Raw genomic sequence first — 12,960 nt, 5'->3', positions numbered from 1 at the left:
TATAACGATTATGATACTATCAACAACCCCACAGATTGAAGGTCACACCATCCGCGAATACAAGGGTATTGTGACAGGTGAAACGATTATTGGTGCCAACATGTTTAAAGACCTCTTTGCGGGTATCCGCGACATTGTAGGTGGACGTGCAGGAAGTTATGAGAAAGTGCTTGCTGAGGCTAAGGACACCTCCATACAGGAGATGATTCAGCGAGCTCAAGCTCTTGGAGCCAATGCCATAGTAGGAATCGATATTGACTATGAGACTGTTGGAGCCCAGGGCTCGATGCTTATGGTAGCCACCAGCGGAACTGCTGTAGTTATTTGATTTTTTTGTGCGCTTTTAGATAACCAGGTGTGATTCAAGATACACAGCGAACATACGTAGCCATCGATCTGAAGAGCTTTTATGCTTCAGTAGAGTGTGTGGACAGAGGGCTTGACCCACTGACCACCAATCTTGTGGTGGCCGATGTGAGCAGGACTGAGAAAACCATCTGCCTTGCTGTGTCTCCAAGCCTGAAAGCTTATGGCGTAGGAGGGCGCGCCCGACTTTTTGAAGTGGTTCAGAAAGTTCGAGAGGTGAACTATCAGCGCCAGTTGCAAACGCCACAGCATAGGCTTACAGGAAAGTCAGTCTTTGACCAGGAGTTGAAAGCGCATCCCGATTGGGCGGTGGATTACATCGCTGCGCCACCTCAGATGGCTCACTATATTGAAGTAAGCAGTAAGGTGTATAGTGTATATCTGAAGTATGTTGCACCTGAGGATATTCACGTATATAGCATTGATGAGGTGTTTATTGATGTGACGGCGTATCTTACTTCTTATAAGATGACGGCACATGAGTTGGCTATGACCATGATACGCGACGTGCTGAAACAGACGGGTATCACGGCTACTGCAGGCATCGGTACCAATATGTATCTCTGCAAAGTAGCGATGGATATTGTGGCCAAAAAGATGCCTGCCGATAATGATGGCGTCCGCATTGCGGAACTTGACGAGATGTCGTATCGACGAGAGCTCTGGGATTACAGACCTATCACCAAGTTCTGGCGAGTGGGCAAAGGCATTGCTAATAAATTAGCTATGTATGGTATCGATACTATGGGTAAGTTAGCCCGACTGTCTATGCAGAACGAGGAGCTGCTATATCAAATGTTTGGTGTGAATGCCGAACTGTTGATAGACCACGCTTGGGGCTGGGAACCATGCACCATAGCTGATGTAAAAGCCTATCGTCCTGAAACAAATTCCTTTAGTAGCGGACAGGTGCTGCAGGAGCCTTATGACTTCCAAAAGGCTCTCATCGTGATTAAGGAGATGGCAGAAGGCATGGCCCTTAATCTGGTGTCAAAGCGTATGGTGACAGACCAGTTAGTGCTGACGGTAGGCTACGATGCCGAAAGTCTCACTCGTCCTGAGATACGTGAAAAGTATCATGGCGAGATAACTACGAACTACTATGGTAAGGCCGTGCCGAAGCATGCCCATGGTACATGGAACTTCGACACGCTGACGTCGTCCTCGAGCCTGATGATGACTGCTGCTGCAGAACTGTTTGACAGACTGGTGAATCCGTATCTGCTCATCCGCCGTTTGAATTTGACTGTCAATCATGTTGTGTCAGAATCAGTTGCTGACGTGAAACATACTGAGCCACAGCAGTTGGATTTGTTCACCGACTATGATGCATTGGAAAAGCAGAAGCAGGAAGAACAGGCTCGGTTGGATAAGGAACGCCGTATCCAGGAAGCACAGCTCAAAATAAAGCAGCGCTTTGGCAAGAATGCCATCCTTAGAGGTCTTAACTTCTCAGAGGGTGCTACGGCCAAAGAGCGTAATGGACAGATAGGAGGACATAAGGCATGAGTAACTACGACGATATCATACATTTGCCACATCATGTGTCTAAGCGGCATCCCCAGATGTCGATGTGGAACCGTGCAGCCCAGTTTGCACCGTTTGCAGCTCTGACAGGCTATGAAGATTCCATCAAAGAGACGGCACAAGCGAATGAGAGTCTTTTTGATGAAAAGTAGCTGTAAAGATGCTCATATTAGATTCTTTTTGTAACTTTGCACCCAAAACAGTAAGAATATGACTCAAAAACAATTAGAAGCGCTCGACCCTAAGTAGGGGAGCCTTTCTCGGGAATCGGTATTTTCCGTATGGGCATGGTAGAGCAGCATAAAGACCTTCTGCAGCCAGGCGACCAATGCATTGGCGGTGGCTACTATGCATTCGACTTTGTTTCTAACCGCATTATCCTAACCTCTTCCTAAAGCATAAAAACAAAAAAGAGAGGTCTCAAAAACCTCTCTCTTTGTGATTCCGGCGGGATTCAAACCCACAACCTTCTGATCCGTAGTCAGATGCTCTATTCAGTTGAGCTACGGAACCGAAATTCCATCATTTCTGATTTGCGGGTGCAAAGGTATATATATTTTTTGTTACCACCAAATTATGAACCCATTTTTTTTGTTTTGCTACCATATTTTTCTGAAATATTACCATTTTTGCTACTTTTTGCTACCATTTTAGATACTCACCACCTTTAGAAAAACATAAAAAAAGGTATTCCATCAACCAGGCACGTCGTTGTATGCGTATTTCTTCCTTCATTTCTAGATGACAGCGCGGCCGAATGGAGAAAGGGCTAACTTGGCCAGGCGGAAGTGCATCTTGCCAAAGGGGATGCCGATGATGGTGATACAGAGAATGAAACCGTAGAAGGCATGTGTGAGGCAAATCCAAATGCCAGCGATGAAGAACCAGAAAATGTTCATGAAGGTACTCAGGCAACCTGGTTGTGACTGCATCCACTCCACCTTTGTACCGAATGGCCATAGGGCGAGGATGCCAAGCTTTATGCTTTGCAGACCGAAGGGAATACCGATGATGGTAATCATCAGAATGAGTCCTGCCATGAAATACTCGAGTGCGATGTTCAAGCCACCGAAGATGAGCCAGATGATGTTTCCTAATAGTTTCATATCCTTGAATTTTAAAAGTCTTCAACTTTTAGACGCTACTAACGGGAGAAAAGTTGCACTGAATATGCTTTTATTAGAATTATTTTGTATATTTGCCGGCAAATAACAAAATTCAAAAACGAGAGACTATGATTAAGATGTATGTAATGGAGACCTGCCCTGATTGCGAGTATGTCAAGAAGCAGGTAGAAGGAAATCCTAATTTTGAAGTGATTGACATTGGTAAGCATGTCAGGAACCTGAAACAGTTTATCAAGCTTCGTGATACGCACCCTGCGTTTGACGAGGCTAAGGCGGTAGATGATTTGGGCATTCCCTGTTATGTGCTGGAGGATGGCACGGTGACGCTCTACTCAAAGGACGTAGGCCTGGAGCCACGACCTCAGGATGAGGGTGCTGCTTGCAGCATCGATGGTAGAGGATGTTAGAATACAGAAGGGCCTGTCATCACGACAGGCTCTTCTTTTGGTAGTTATTCAAACATGTAGATAATAATTTTGGCTAAAACATTGTGGGTGCAAAGGTACAGGAAATCCTTTGATTATACAATCCCTAAATATCGGTATTTAAAACCAAAAACCGCTTGATGATTTTTTGTTTTTGAAGACTTTTTTTGATGGCAAAGATAAATAAAGGTTAATCCTTGAAAAAAGACAGCGGAATATTTGGAAGACAGATAGATTGTTTGTACTTTTGCAGTATCATAAAAAAGATTTTAATGGTTAAGATTTATGGTTGATTAATTTACTTTTTTAAGTTAATGATTGAAGGTTCGTTGTGAAACGCGCCTTTTTTTTTGACTTGAATGTTCTCCGTTGAATTGCACTTGATTCATTCTGGACCATACCAATTTTTGATTAATACCATCTAGTCAAGAATGTATTCAGGCGTCTGTTAAAACACTCTAGTGTATTCATATGGCTGATGAAATTGTGGACCGATTCAGAATGGTATTATCAAGGAGCCGTTGAAGAGATGGGTGCTGATTATGCAAATGTCCTTCTTATGCTATCTTCCATGAAAGCACTTATACTAATTTGTTTATTTGTTCTTTTAGTAGCTTATACTACTATGCGTCTTCTTGTTGCCAAGACTCAGTTAAGCTGCAAGCTAGGATAAAAGCTGCTGTTCAATTAACAACAGCTTTTCCCTTTGTCATTGATAGCCTTCCTTATTGGAAAGCTATCAATTCTTGCTGTGGCTCTGGTTTCATCTGAACCACCTTGGACTCTTTCTTGGCGCGAGCTGATAGCCTTGCGCACGGCTTGTTCCTTGCGGTTGATTTCGATATGCCGGATGCAATCCTGTTTGTGTCCGTCGAAATCCGCTATCAGCCATTGTCCGTCAACCAGTTCCATCTCCATTTTGTGTTCCTCAACATCGGTACCCTCAGCCAACGATCCGTCTTCCCACTTCTGTCGTACCATGATGGTTGCTATGGCATGCGTCTTGTCCGTCTGTTCAACAGCTGCCACCTCGAAGTCGGCAATCGTTCCTCCGTTGCCTGTCACAAAATAGTATAGCCACTCATGGTCCATTGCCTCATGCTCAGGCAGATGGTTGAACAGCGTATCCAACACATTATAGAAGTCGGGCGTCATATAGTCCTTTGAGACTTTTTTCAGTTCGTGGTCAGGAATATACTGACACAACTCAGCAGCACGCTCCCTCAGCTGCTGCTCGTTGCTACCGCATGCCATCAGCAGAATGGCTGCACAGATGATGGTTAGAAATTTTTTCATTGCGTTTTTATCAGATTACCAGTTGGGAGGTAGAACAATATTCTCTATTGTATGTGCTTTCTCGAAGAGCGGTGCAATATCTTCATCGGTAAAGCCAGCTATGCCGCATCCGATGCGAGTCACCAGGAAAGTGAGGGTAGGGTGCTGCTTGGCGAATTCTATGAACTCGTCCACGTATGGGCGGATAGTGTCCACGCCTCCCTGCATCGTAGGTATGGCGTAACTTTGTCCCTGCAGACCTACGCCCTGTCCCATGATGGCCCCGAAATTGCGGTAAGCGACATAGGCTGCACCTCCAGCATGCATGCCACGGAGGTTGGAGCCGAATACGAAAATCTCGTTTGGTTGGAGTGATGTGATAAACTCCGGTGTGGTACGTTTCTTTTCCATATCCTTTTCTGTTGGTGTTGTGAATGGTGCTGCTTCTTCCAGCGCACATGTCTTGACCATTTCGAACTCTGGCATAATTTCCGGCATGTCAAAGTCCATATCGAAGTGTTCACGGAAATATGGGGTGATGAGTTCGTCCTTCAGCTTTTTGTAGCGCTGAGAAATAGCAGCAGGCGTCATGCCCATCTCGATGGCCACTTCCTTACCTTTAAATCCACGTTTCAGCATCATGATAATGATAAAGCGGTCTGTGCGCTCCATTGGCAGATGGTCGCACATATCGTCTATCATCTTGTTGAACTGCAGTCGGAGATTGCTTGACATATCGAACGTCTGCAGGTAATCCGCAAACGTGATGCTGCCGTATTCCTTATGGTACCATTTCAGCGCGTCGAGCACTACAAATCGGAATCCGTTGATGATCCACGTCTTCAGACTGACGGAAGGTGCGTGGTCCTCTAACGGTTTCCATTCATGCTCCATCAAAAAGATAGCATACTGATGAGCTAATGACAAGAAGTCGAGATTCTGCTTTTCGCTCAGCTGGTAACGCTGGTCGAAAATGTGATAGCCTATTTCCAGGTAGCCGTAGAAATAGTCGCGTATGATGTGAGAGTCGCCCCGTCGGAACCCACTCAGAATCTCCTTGTCAGATAGTTGCTTATGGTACATATTTACTTATTTTGGTGCGAAAATACAAAAAAAACGCGATACTGCTTAATTTTTTCCGAAAAACTTCTTTAAAGGAATAAAGACATGTCGAAATAATGAAGTTTCACCCTTTAAAATAGTTAATATTATGACAGATTTAATTCCTACAAGAGTACACAATTTGATTATTGTTGACGAGAGCGGTTCAATGGAGTGCATTCGCAAACAAGCGTTCTCAGGCATGAACGAGACCTTGCAGACCATCCGCATGATGCAGAAGAAGTATCCTGCCCAGTTGCAGTACGTGACGCTTATCACTTTTGATAGCGATCATACCAAGTTGCACTACGACAACACGCCAGCTGCCAAGACCAAGGATATCGCCTGGAAAGCCTACAATCCTTGTGCAGGCACGCCACTTTACGACGCTATCGGCAAAGGCATCTCCAAGGTCAATGCCCAGGTAGAAGAAGGTGACCATGTGCTTGTCACCATCATTACCGACGGTTACGAGAATAGTTCAGAGGAATGGACACTTAAGATGGTGCGCACGATGATTGAGAAGCTGAAGAAACAGAACTGGACCTTCACGCTCATTGGTACCGATAACCTCGATGTTGAGGAGATGGCCCAGTCTTTTGCCATCGAGGAGCACCTGGAGTTTCAGCAAGATGAGAAAGGCACCAAGGCGATGTTTGCCCGTGAGCGCCGTAGCCGAGAACGCTACAACTGCTGCGTGGCCGAGCGAACTGAGATGCCAAAGGGTAAGTTCTTTGACGAGCAAAGCGACTAAAGTCGATAGCTTCGAGAAAGAGAAATATTTAGAAAGATAGGAGTTAGCAATTAGCCAACTCCCCTTTCTTTCAGCGGGTCAAGTCGGGATATTTTTCTTGTTTTTTCTGTTTTGAGCGGTTTTGTAGCTGTTCCGCTTGCGCTGGTATATCTTTTTGATTGTATCAGAGCTGGTGCCGTCCTCCTTGATACCCTCCATGTCGATGAATTAACCACTGTCGGAGATACGAAGGTATCTTCAGATAAATACAAATTTGACTCATTGCAGTAATACTTTTGTTCCTGCTGCAAAGATACTGAAAATCAATTAGATAACAAAAAGATAAATCAAATATTTCAAACGAAATCGATAAAATTAAAAAAAGGATAAAACCTCGATGAAGTCGGAGAAATTTTGTATCTTTGCAGCCAAAAAAATATTGGGACATGGAGCAATCAAAATTTAAGCTGATCATATTCGACTTTGACGGTACGCTTGGCGATACCCGACGTAACATTGTGATGACGATGCAGATGACCATTGCTGAGCATCAGTTGCCTTATCGCCATGAGGATGAATGTGCGTCCGTCATTGGCCTGCCACTTGCTGGATGCTTCAGAACGCTGTTTCCTGATATTCAGGAAGAACTCATCAATCAATGTGCTGAAACATACAGGCGTATCTTCAATGAGAATCTGCAGAAGATACAACCTCAGGCGTTTCCAGGTGTTGTTGATACGCTGGCCAAGTTGCATCAGAAAGGATATGTGCTTACGATTGCTTCTTCCCGTTCACGCAATTCGCTTACAGAGTTGACACAGCAGATGGGTATAGCTGATTATATTTCTTTGCTGCTTGGAGCAAATGATGTCAAAGAGGCGAAGCCACAACCAGAGCCAGTACTGAAAACACTGGGGGCGATGCACTTTGATGCCAGCGAAACGCTAGTTGTAGGTGATATGGATGTAGATATATTGATGGGTGCACGAGCAGGTGCTCGAACCTGCGGCGTGACCTATGGGAATGGCAGCCGGGAAACACTTGCTGCAGCAGGTGCTGACTATATCATTGACGATTTCGCAGAACTGTTAACACTTCTTTGATTTCGGAAGAGCCTTGCAAGTTTCGCGTACTAGGTAGGCGATATACTGTACAAAATCTGCGTTGCTAGCTATATCTCTGTTTTCTATACTCCTATGATGGTCACAAAAATTATAAATAGAAGGTGAATTTCGAACCTTTGCTGCCGACGCCTTCATGGTCAGCGGCAATGGGGAACTGGCAGCATAGGTCGCTTGCCTGTTCATCATCCAATGCAATGGATAGCTCCAGTTCGATGGCCATGCGGTGGTCGTTATATCTGAGATCCCAGATACACTCACCCAGAACGGCGTTCACAACCGTTCTTATCTCGTCCTGCATGCGCCAGATAGAGTCGTAGTCAGTCATAATATTCTATCTGTAGTTGCTCACTCACATTGAAATCTTCATGAAAGCCATCGTTGTACTTGTAAACGATACGAAGGCCGCGATATGTCGATGGTACCTTCAGCGTGTCCAGCAGGTGCCATTTTGGGCGCCCGAAGTCGTAAGATTCCCTATCCAGGATGATGCGGTTGGAAACGAAGTCGAAAGCGTAGTAGCCACCGCCAATGCATTGGTCGCCCGGTTGCAGCAAGTCCTTATGCTGTTCAACCATTCCCAGACGGAAAACACCGTCCATTGTGATGATAAACTTTGGGAGAGTCATTCGAAACTTTATTATATGTTCTTTTTGAATACAGCAGGGTTGCCAGCTACCAATGTTCGCGGCGCTACATCCTTGGTTACCACAGAACCTGCGGCTATAACAGCACCATCGCCAATGGTGACTCCAGGTAAAATGGTGGAATGACCACCTATCCAAACGTCGTTCCCTATGGTAATAGGGCTACCATAAACATCAAGAACGCGACCTTCCGGCTCCAGTCGGTGTCCTGCGGTATAGATACCAACGTCGGGGCCTATTAGACAGTTGTCTCCGATACGGATTTCCGCCAGGTCGAGCATCGTACAATTATAGTCAGCGTGGAAATTGTTGCCCACATGGATATTCTGTCCGAAGTCACAATGAAAATTATCGCCCACAAAGGGAGCGCTTCCAACAGTTCCTAACAGCTCTCGAATGAGAGCTTCTTTATCTTTGAAGTCAACCAGTGTCATGCTGTTCATCTGTTTGACTGTTGCCGAAGCCTTTGCCATTATCATCTGCACCTCCGGGCTTATGTCTGTGCGACTATACCATTTCTTTTCCATACTTTATCTGATAATCTTTGCTTTCTGAAGGTCGTCGAAGCCATTCCAAAAGTCCTGCTGTTCTGGAGCGCTGAAACCGTCTGCTGATAGTTCCTTTAGGATAGCGTCCAGCAGTTGTGTTTTGGAGACGTTTAGGTTTGGGGCAACATCGATACTATAGGTGAGGATGTCGCCCATAGAACCGACGTGAACACCTGAAACGATGATGTTACCATCGGCCTCGGACACCTGAATATGACGATTTGTGCCATATTCGGGCTTGGTCGTGGTGAGCTGCTGGAATAGCGGAGAGTAGCTATAGTGCTCTGCATCAACTGAGTTTATGAGTTCGCGGAGTGTCATTCTTTGGGTATGGGTTTAGCCAGTTTCATGGCATCTTTGGTGCCAAATGTTCTTCTGATGACAGCCTCCACATATGTTTCTGCTTCATTAGCGGATTTAGCCTTTGTTTTCGCTTTCGTTTTGCGCTTATTATCTAAGAGTATGCCGGTTGTAATGCCTATAATAGGACCGATGATTACGGCTAGAACTTGAAAGAATGTTTCCATTATTATATCCTTTTGGGGGCAAAGTTACAAAAAATCACATATAATAGCTGAATAAATGGCAAAATAATACGTTATTTTCTCAATTATTACTAACTTTGTCCCTGATATGAGCATGACAGAGACGATAATATATATACTCATTGGCATCAATGTCCTAACCTTCTTTGTCTATGGTTGGGACAAGTGGAAAGCCAAGCAAGGAAAATGGCGTATACCTGAAGCCACTCTCCTGATGCTGGCTTTTGCCGGTGGTACTATAGGCGCACTCTTAGGTATGCAGGTCTGGCACCATAAAACGATGCACTTGAAATTCAAGTACGGGTTGCCCCTGATATTTTTAGCACAGATTGCTTTGATTGCATTATTATAATGGCTTGGAAACTGAAATATCGTTGTCGGGAATGTGGCTATGAAGCCGAGGTGTACGAAGGTCGTGGGCTCTTCCGTCAGGAGATCCGTGCCGTGTCGTGCCCAGACTGCAAGACCATCCAGAATATTGTTGTGGGTGGAATTATCGCCGATGTGGCGCCTTCCTATAGGAGCGAAGTGGGTAGGCTCTGTTTGCAATGCGGCAGCGACAAAATCCGCGTGTGGGACGGACATATCTGTCCCAAGTGCCAGGGGGAGATGGAACAGACTGGCGAGAAAGAGTTTTGGACCTGAAGACTGACAGAATTTCTGGTCAATGTTTAAGGGAGTTTAAAGAAATGTCAGTCATGTTTAATTGAGTTTAAGGGATTGTCAGTATCGTTTAAGCGAGTTTAAAATCCTTGCCATCTTGACAAGGTAACGAGCGCTTTTTCCTGTAGGCATGTACTTTGCTTTTCAGTAAGTGAAAGCTGAAGCAAATAAGCCGAAGCGATCAAGAACAATTAAGTTAAACTAAAAATATAATTAGGAGGTAAAAGTTATGTTGAACGGATTAATGAAAAGCAACAGTTGGTTCCCAACAATGTTTGATGATTTCTTTAACACTGATTTTATGCCTCGTGCCAACAGTACAGCACCTGCAGTCAATGTCAAGGAGAGTGAGAAGGCCTACATCATGGAACTTGCAGCTCCAGGCATTAAGAAAGAATATTGCCGTGTAGGTATCAATGACGAGGGCAACCTCACCATCGCTATTGAGAACAAACAGGAACACAAGCATGAGGACAGTCATCGTCATTATCTGCGCCGTGAGTTCAGCTATTCTAATTATGAGCAGAACTATGTTCTTCCGGATGATGTGGTACGCGACAAGATTTCTGCCAAGGTTGAGGACGGCATCCTGACCATCACGATGCCAAAGACCGAACCGAAGGAGAAAGTGACGAAGGCCATTGAGGTGTCATAAGGATGACGCTTCCTAATATGTAGAAAACCCCTGGCTTGCTCATGCAGGCCAGGGGTTCTTGTTTATATATGAAATGATGATGAGCCATGAAGTGGCGGATATGACGGGCTTTTTTCAACTTAGCGTCTAAGATGTAGGCCGAAGTCGTATGAGGCTCTATCCAGATTCATGTGATGATTATTTTATTCTTTCCAATTGATTTCGGTGAAGCGATTGAAGCGCTTGCCATCGTGTTCGATGATTTCGAAGAACATACGCTCTGGACGGACCCAATATTTGCGGTCGCCATAGAGCGCTTGGTAAACGACGACACGTTCTTGGGTTTCACTATCGAACGCACTATGAATCAGACGATATTTCTTGCCCTTGAAGTGTTGGAAATAACGTATCCAATCTTCCTTTTTTAGATAGGTCATCATGAGTTTTTCAATCATGGGCACATACCATGTTTTTGTTTCCTGTTCGGTGGGCGTATGTGCGCCAGGGAAATGATATGCGTTGTTGTAGTGCTCCAGGAAGAGCGGTTCGAAATGAGCCAATGTGTCCTGTTCGCCGAAGATGCCCCATATACGATCCTTGTAATATGGGTTGCAGCAGGCGAATTGCTCAGCTTCCAGTTCTGCGAATTCCTGAATCAGCGCCTCATCGATGATAAAGTTCTGAATGCCGTTGGCGCGTGGCGACTTATACTGTTGTGTTCCGATTCTCGACTGCAGGAACTCCGTCATTTTGAAATGTGGATTCCCCAGCAATGCAGGCACGCCGATGATAGGTGCTATCATCTGTGCATAGAAGGAGCCACAGCTGTTGCCGACAATGATGTCAGGCTGTTCATGGTCGCAGAGTTCACGAATGAAGGCGATGGCTTCTTTTGGATGCAGCGGGAGGTCGGGTGTGATGACTTCGGCACGTCCTTCAAAAGCCTCTTTTATAGCCTTTGCTGGCACACACTGGCCACTGGCATAGAAGCCATGTAGAAAAAGTATTTTTTGCATAGAGTATGATATTTGGCTATGTCAATTCCTTATTATTCTCATAATTCGCTGCAAAGATACTGATTTTACTGCTTTTTGTGGTGATTTTGCACGCAGATTTAAGTGAATTTAATGATGATAGTAGATACAACTAAATGCGGTGAAAACCCCGACTTGCGATTTTGTTTTGCAGGTCGGGGATACTTTTGAGAGAGAATTATCTAACAACTAAATGATGTGGCGCTTGATGTGGCGAACTGTGGTCATCTTGGCGTCATAGAGTACAGATACGGTGCGAGTACGTGGGTTGTATCTGGTGTCTTTCACGCCGTAGAGGCGCTCTGCTCTTGCCATAATCTTTGAGGGAGAGTCGTAGCGCGACAGCTTGATGCTGCAGATCTTCATGTCTGGATGATATGCGCGGCGAGTATCAAAGTGACCAACCTTTTTGTCGGCCTTTACATTGTGCCTCTTGTCAACAACTATAGTAGCGTTATGCTTCTTGTCAGCTTTGAAATGCTTGTTGTTGCCTGCCATTGCTGGCGCTGCTGCTGTGAGTACCATTATCATGGTTGCCATCACTTTATTCATCATCTTCTTCATAATCGTCAATTTTTAAATTGTTCAACTTATGTTCTGAATCACAGTGCAAAGATAGGACGATTATGGGGAATTTGGAAATGAAAATTCCTATTCCGTGCGGTGTGTTTCCCTAAAGTGTAGTAGGGGATTCCCTCATAGCTGCCATATACTAATAGTAATGGCGAGCCTGGGATGAGGCAAAAAAATAGGCAGCCGGATTATTTTGGGGCTGCCTATTCATCAATTGTAGAAGGAATTATTCGTACCATAGTTCCCCTCCGAGAAGCTGGGTGTTTTTACTGGTATCTTCTCGGTCGTCCTGCGTATAGTCTTTATACTGCGGGTAAAGATTAGAGCTGTTTGTAACCATAATAGTTTTATTTAAAACAATCAAAAAAATAATTCATCGGTGCAAAGGTACGACAAAAAAATGAATCTTGCAATCCCTATTTTATGGTATTTTTTTCTCTATCTTCTATTCTCCTATGATGGTTACAACGAGTTCTGTTGCGCCACCATGATTACGATACTCACAGAAATGGATGCCCTGCCAGGTGCCGTTGCATAAGCTTATCTAGTTACAAATCATCGTATACCATTATCTGACGGACAACACCTTTGCCGGCATCTTCCCATTGGATGTCGGAGGCAATCTGGTAAGTTTTGCTTTT

The 12,960-nt window shown here is 44.7% G+C and carries 19 protein-coding genes, 1 tRNA gene and 2 pseudogenes; 10 read left to right on the top strand and 12 right to left on the bottom strand.

Features of this window, described 5'->3' with window-relative positions:
* The first annotated feature begins 10 nt into the window (after positions 1-10).
* From T360_RS0113685 to T360_RS16430, 3 genes are read left to right on the top strand one after another with little or no spacing between them, the layout of a single operon-like run.
* Complete coding sequence (locus T360_RS0113685) at positions 11-328, top strand: heavy metal-binding domain-containing protein (protein WP_028913282.1); 318 nt, start codon at positions 11-13, stop codon at positions 326-328.
* A 32-nt stretch (positions 329-360) separates the two neighbouring features.
* Positions 361-1,875, top strand: coding sequence for a DNA methylase (locus T360_RS0113680; RefSeq protein WP_028913281.1), 1,515 nt, complete (start codon positions 361-363; stop codon positions 1,873-1,875).
* The gene (locus T360_RS16430; RefSeq protein ID WP_197019323.1) at positions 1,872-2,045 is read left to right on the top strand and encodes a hypothetical protein; all 174 of its coding nucleotides are present in this window, start codon (positions 1,872-1,874) and stop codon (positions 2,043-2,045) included. Before T360_RS0113680 ends, T360_RS16430 begins: the two co-directional genes overlap by 4 nt.
* A gap of 287 nt (positions 2,046-2,332) precedes the next feature.
* Here the strand turns inward: T360_RS16430 and T360_RS0113665 are convergent.
* Positions 2,333-2,406: transfer RNA gene (locus tag T360_RS0113665), tRNA-Arg, on the bottom strand.
* Positions 2,407-2,630: 224 nt separating this feature from the next.
* Positions 2,631-2,999: a YccF domain-containing protein gene (locus tag T360_RS0113660; RefSeq protein WP_028913280.1), complete on the bottom strand. Its 369-nt coding sequence runs from the start codon at positions 2,997-2,999 to the stop codon at positions 2,631-2,633.
* Positions 3,000-3,127: 128 nt separating this feature from the next.
* On the opposite strand from T360_RS0113660, the gene T360_RS0113655 reads away from it, so the two are divergent.
* The gene (locus T360_RS0113655) at positions 3,128-3,427 is read left to right on the top strand and encodes a glutaredoxin (protein WP_028913279.1); all 300 of its coding nucleotides are present in this window, start codon (positions 3,128-3,130) and stop codon (positions 3,425-3,427) included.
* 705 nt (positions 3,428-4,132) lie between these two features.
* Here the strand turns inward: T360_RS0113655 and T360_RS0113645 are convergent.
* Together T360_RS0113645 and T360_RS0113640 are read right to left on the bottom strand one after the other, a co-directional pair.
* Positions 4,133-4,741 carry a hypothetical protein gene (locus tag T360_RS0113645; RefSeq protein ID WP_028913277.1) on the bottom strand — a complete coding sequence of 203 codons (609 nt, stop codon included), beginning with the start codon at positions 4,739-4,741 and terminating at the stop codon, positions 4,133-4,135.
* 15 nt (positions 4,742-4,756) lie between these two features.
* Positions 4,757-5,131 carry a hypothetical protein gene (locus tag T360_RS0113640; protein ID WP_036929762.1) on the bottom strand — a complete coding sequence of 125 codons (375 nt, stop codon included), beginning with the start codon at positions 5,129-5,131 and terminating at the stop codon, positions 4,757-4,759.
* A 799-nt stretch (positions 5,132-5,930) separates the two neighbouring features.
* On the opposite strand from T360_RS0113640, the gene T360_RS0113635 reads away from it, so the two are divergent.
* On the top strand, positions 5,931-6,575 hold the full coding sequence (locus T360_RS0113635; RefSeq protein WP_081772817.1) for a vWA domain-containing protein: 645 nt from the start codon (positions 5,931-5,933) through the stop codon (positions 6,573-6,575).
* 425 nt (positions 6,576-7,000) lie between these two features.
* On the top strand, positions 7,001-7,657 hold the full coding sequence (locus T360_RS0113630; protein ID WP_028913274.1) for an HAD family hydrolase: 657 nt from the start codon (positions 7,001-7,003) through the stop codon (positions 7,655-7,657).
* 109 nt (positions 7,658-7,766) lie between these two features.
* Here T360_RS0113630 and T360_RS0113625 read toward each other — a convergent pair whose 3' ends face one another.
* From T360_RS0113625 to T360_RS0113605, 6 genes and pseudogenes are all read right to left on the bottom strand, one after another.
* On the bottom strand, positions 7,767-8,003 hold the full coding sequence (locus T360_RS0113625) for a hypothetical protein (protein ID WP_028913273.1): 237 nt from the start codon (positions 8,001-8,003) through the stop codon (positions 7,767-7,769).
* Positions 7,996-8,304: a hypothetical protein gene (locus T360_RS15885; RefSeq protein WP_051523577.1), complete on the bottom strand. Its 309-nt coding sequence runs from the start codon at positions 8,302-8,304 to the stop codon at positions 7,996-7,998. The genes T360_RS0113625 and T360_RS15885 overlap by 8 nt, the downstream gene beginning before the upstream one ends.
* Positions 8,305-8,336: 32 nt before the next feature.
* Positions 8,337-8,477: pseudogene (locus T360_RS16765) on the bottom strand (DapH/DapD/GlmU-related protein); the annotation flags it as partial.
* Positions 8,478-8,540: 63 nt separating this feature from the next.
* Positions 8,541-8,603: pseudogene (locus T360_RS16760) on the bottom strand (hypothetical protein); the annotation flags it as partial.
* Between the two features lie 249 nt (positions 8,604-8,852).
* On the bottom strand, positions 8,853-9,191 hold the full coding sequence (locus tag T360_RS0113610; RefSeq protein ID WP_028913271.1) for a hypothetical protein: 339 nt from the start codon (positions 9,189-9,191) through the stop codon (positions 8,853-8,855).
* Positions 9,188-9,397: a hypothetical protein gene (locus T360_RS0113605; RefSeq protein WP_028913270.1), complete on the bottom strand. Its 210-nt coding sequence runs from the start codon at positions 9,395-9,397 to the stop codon at positions 9,188-9,190. The genes T360_RS0113610 and T360_RS0113605 overlap by 4 nt, the downstream gene beginning before the upstream one ends.
* 112 nt (positions 9,398-9,509) lie before the next feature.
* Between T360_RS0113605 and T360_RS0113600 the strand changes: the two genes are divergently transcribed.
* The 3 genes from T360_RS0113600 to T360_RS0113590 all read left to right on the top strand — a co-directional run bounded on the left by T360_RS0113600 (position 9,510) and on the right by T360_RS0113590 (position 10,733).
* Positions 9,510-9,767, top strand: a complete 258-nt coding sequence (locus T360_RS0113600) for a DUF1294 domain-containing protein (protein ID WP_028913269.1) — start codon at positions 9,510-9,512, stop codon at positions 9,765-9,767.
* A complete protein-coding gene (locus tag T360_RS0113595) occupies positions 9,767-10,060 on the top strand; it encodes a hypothetical protein (RefSeq protein WP_028913268.1) in 294 nt (97 codons plus the stop codon). The genes T360_RS0113600 and T360_RS0113595 overlap by 1 nt, the downstream gene beginning before the upstream one ends.
* Before the next feature lie 247 nt (positions 10,061-10,307).
* Positions 10,308-10,733: an Hsp20/alpha crystallin family protein gene (locus T360_RS0113590; protein ID WP_028913267.1), complete on the top strand. Its 426-nt coding sequence runs from the start codon at positions 10,308-10,310 to the stop codon at positions 10,731-10,733.
* Between the two features lie 182 nt (positions 10,734-10,915).
* Here T360_RS0113590 and T360_RS0113585 read toward each other — a convergent pair whose 3' ends face one another.
* Both T360_RS0113585 and T360_RS0113580 read right to left on the bottom strand, forming a co-directional pair.
* Positions 10,916-11,728, bottom strand: coding sequence for a YqiA/YcfP family alpha/beta fold hydrolase (locus T360_RS0113585; RefSeq protein ID WP_028913266.1), 813 nt, complete (start codon positions 11,726-11,728; stop codon positions 10,916-10,918).
* A gap of 207 nt (positions 11,729-11,935) precedes the next feature.
* The gene (locus T360_RS0113580) at positions 11,936-12,310 is read right to left on the bottom strand and encodes a hypothetical protein (RefSeq protein WP_028913265.1); all 375 of its coding nucleotides are present in this window, start codon (positions 12,308-12,310) and stop codon (positions 11,936-11,938) included.
* 409 nt (positions 12,311-12,719) lie between these two features.
* On the opposite strand from T360_RS0113580, the gene T360_RS16310 reads away from it, so the two are divergent.
* Positions 12,720-12,857, top strand: a complete 138-nt coding sequence (locus T360_RS16310; RefSeq protein ID WP_155949591.1) for a hypothetical protein — start codon at positions 12,720-12,722, stop codon at positions 12,855-12,857.
* The last annotated feature ends 103 nt before the right edge of the window (positions 12,858-12,960 follow it).

It is taken from the genome of Prevotella sp. MA2016 (assembly GCF_000619825.1).
Lineage (GTDB): Bacteria > Bacteroidota > Bacteroidia > Bacteroidales > Bacteroidaceae > Prevotella.
The sequence above is the reverse complement of the archived record's forward strand: the minus strand, read 5'-3'. Positions and strand labels throughout refer to the sequence as shown.

Excerpts from the sequence above, each read along its gene's own strand:
- T360_RS0113685 (WP_028913282.1), top strand. The coding sequence starts at position 11 with ATGATACTATCAACAACCCCACAGATTGAAGGTCACACCATCCGCGAA.
- T360_RS16430 (WP_197019323.1), top strand. The coding sequence starts at position 1,872 with ATGAGTAACTACGACGATATCATACATTTGCCACATCATGTGTCTAAG.
- T360_RS0113660 (WP_028913280.1), bottom strand. The coding sequence starts at position 2,999 with ATGAAACTATTAGGAAACATCATCTGGCTCATCTTCGGTGGCTTGAAC.
- T360_RS0113655 (WP_028913279.1), top strand. The coding sequence starts at position 3,128 with ATGATTAAGATGTATGTAATGGAGACCTGCCCTGATTGCGAGTATGTC.
- T360_RS0113645 (WP_028913277.1), bottom strand. The coding sequence starts at position 4,741 with ATGAAAAAATTTCTAACCATCATCTGTGCAGCCATTCTGCTGATGGCA.
- T360_RS0113640 (WP_036929762.1), bottom strand. The coding sequence starts at position 5,131 with ATGGAAAAGAAACGTACCACACCGGAGTTTATCACATCACTCCAACCA.
- T360_RS0113635 (WP_081772817.1), top strand. The coding sequence starts at position 5,931 with ATGACAGATTTAATTCCTACAAGAGTACACAATTTGATTATTGTTGAC.
- T360_RS0113630 (WP_028913274.1), top strand. The coding sequence starts at position 7,001 with ATGGAGCAATCAAAATTTAAGCTGATCATATTCGACTTTGACGGTACG.
- T360_RS0113625 (WP_028913273.1), bottom strand. The coding sequence starts at position 8,003 with ATGACTGACTACGACTCTATCTGGCGCATGCAGGACGAGATAAGAACG.
- T360_RS15885 (WP_051523577.1), bottom strand. The coding sequence starts at position 8,304 with ATGACTCTCCCAAAGTTTATCATCACAATGGACGGTGTTTTCCGTCTG.
- T360_RS0113610 (WP_028913271.1), bottom strand. The coding sequence starts at position 9,191 with ATGACACTCCGCGAACTCATAAACTCAGTTGATGCAGAGCACTATAGC.
- T360_RS0113605 (WP_028913270.1), bottom strand. The coding sequence starts at position 9,397 with ATGGAAACATTCTTTCAAGTTCTAGCCGTAATCATCGGTCCTATTATA.
- T360_RS0113600 (WP_028913269.1), top strand. The coding sequence starts at position 9,510 with ATGACAGAGACGATAATATATATACTCATTGGCATCAATGTCCTAACC.
- T360_RS0113595 (WP_028913268.1), top strand. The coding sequence starts at position 9,767 with ATGGCTTGGAAACTGAAATATCGTTGTCGGGAATGTGGCTATGAAGCC.
- T360_RS0113590 (WP_028913267.1), top strand. The coding sequence starts at position 10,308 with ATGTTGAACGGATTAATGAAAAGCAACAGTTGGTTCCCAACAATGTTT.
- T360_RS0113585 (WP_028913266.1), bottom strand. The coding sequence starts at position 11,728 with ATGCAAAAAATACTTTTTCTACATGGCTTCTATGCCAGTGGCCAGTGT.
- T360_RS0113580 (WP_028913265.1), bottom strand. The coding sequence starts at position 12,310 with ATGAAGAAGATGATGAATAAAGTGATGGCAACCATGATAATGGTACTC.
- T360_RS16310 (WP_155949591.1), top strand. The coding sequence starts at position 12,720 with ATGAATCTTGCAATCCCTATTTTATGGTATTTTTTTCTCTATCTTCTA.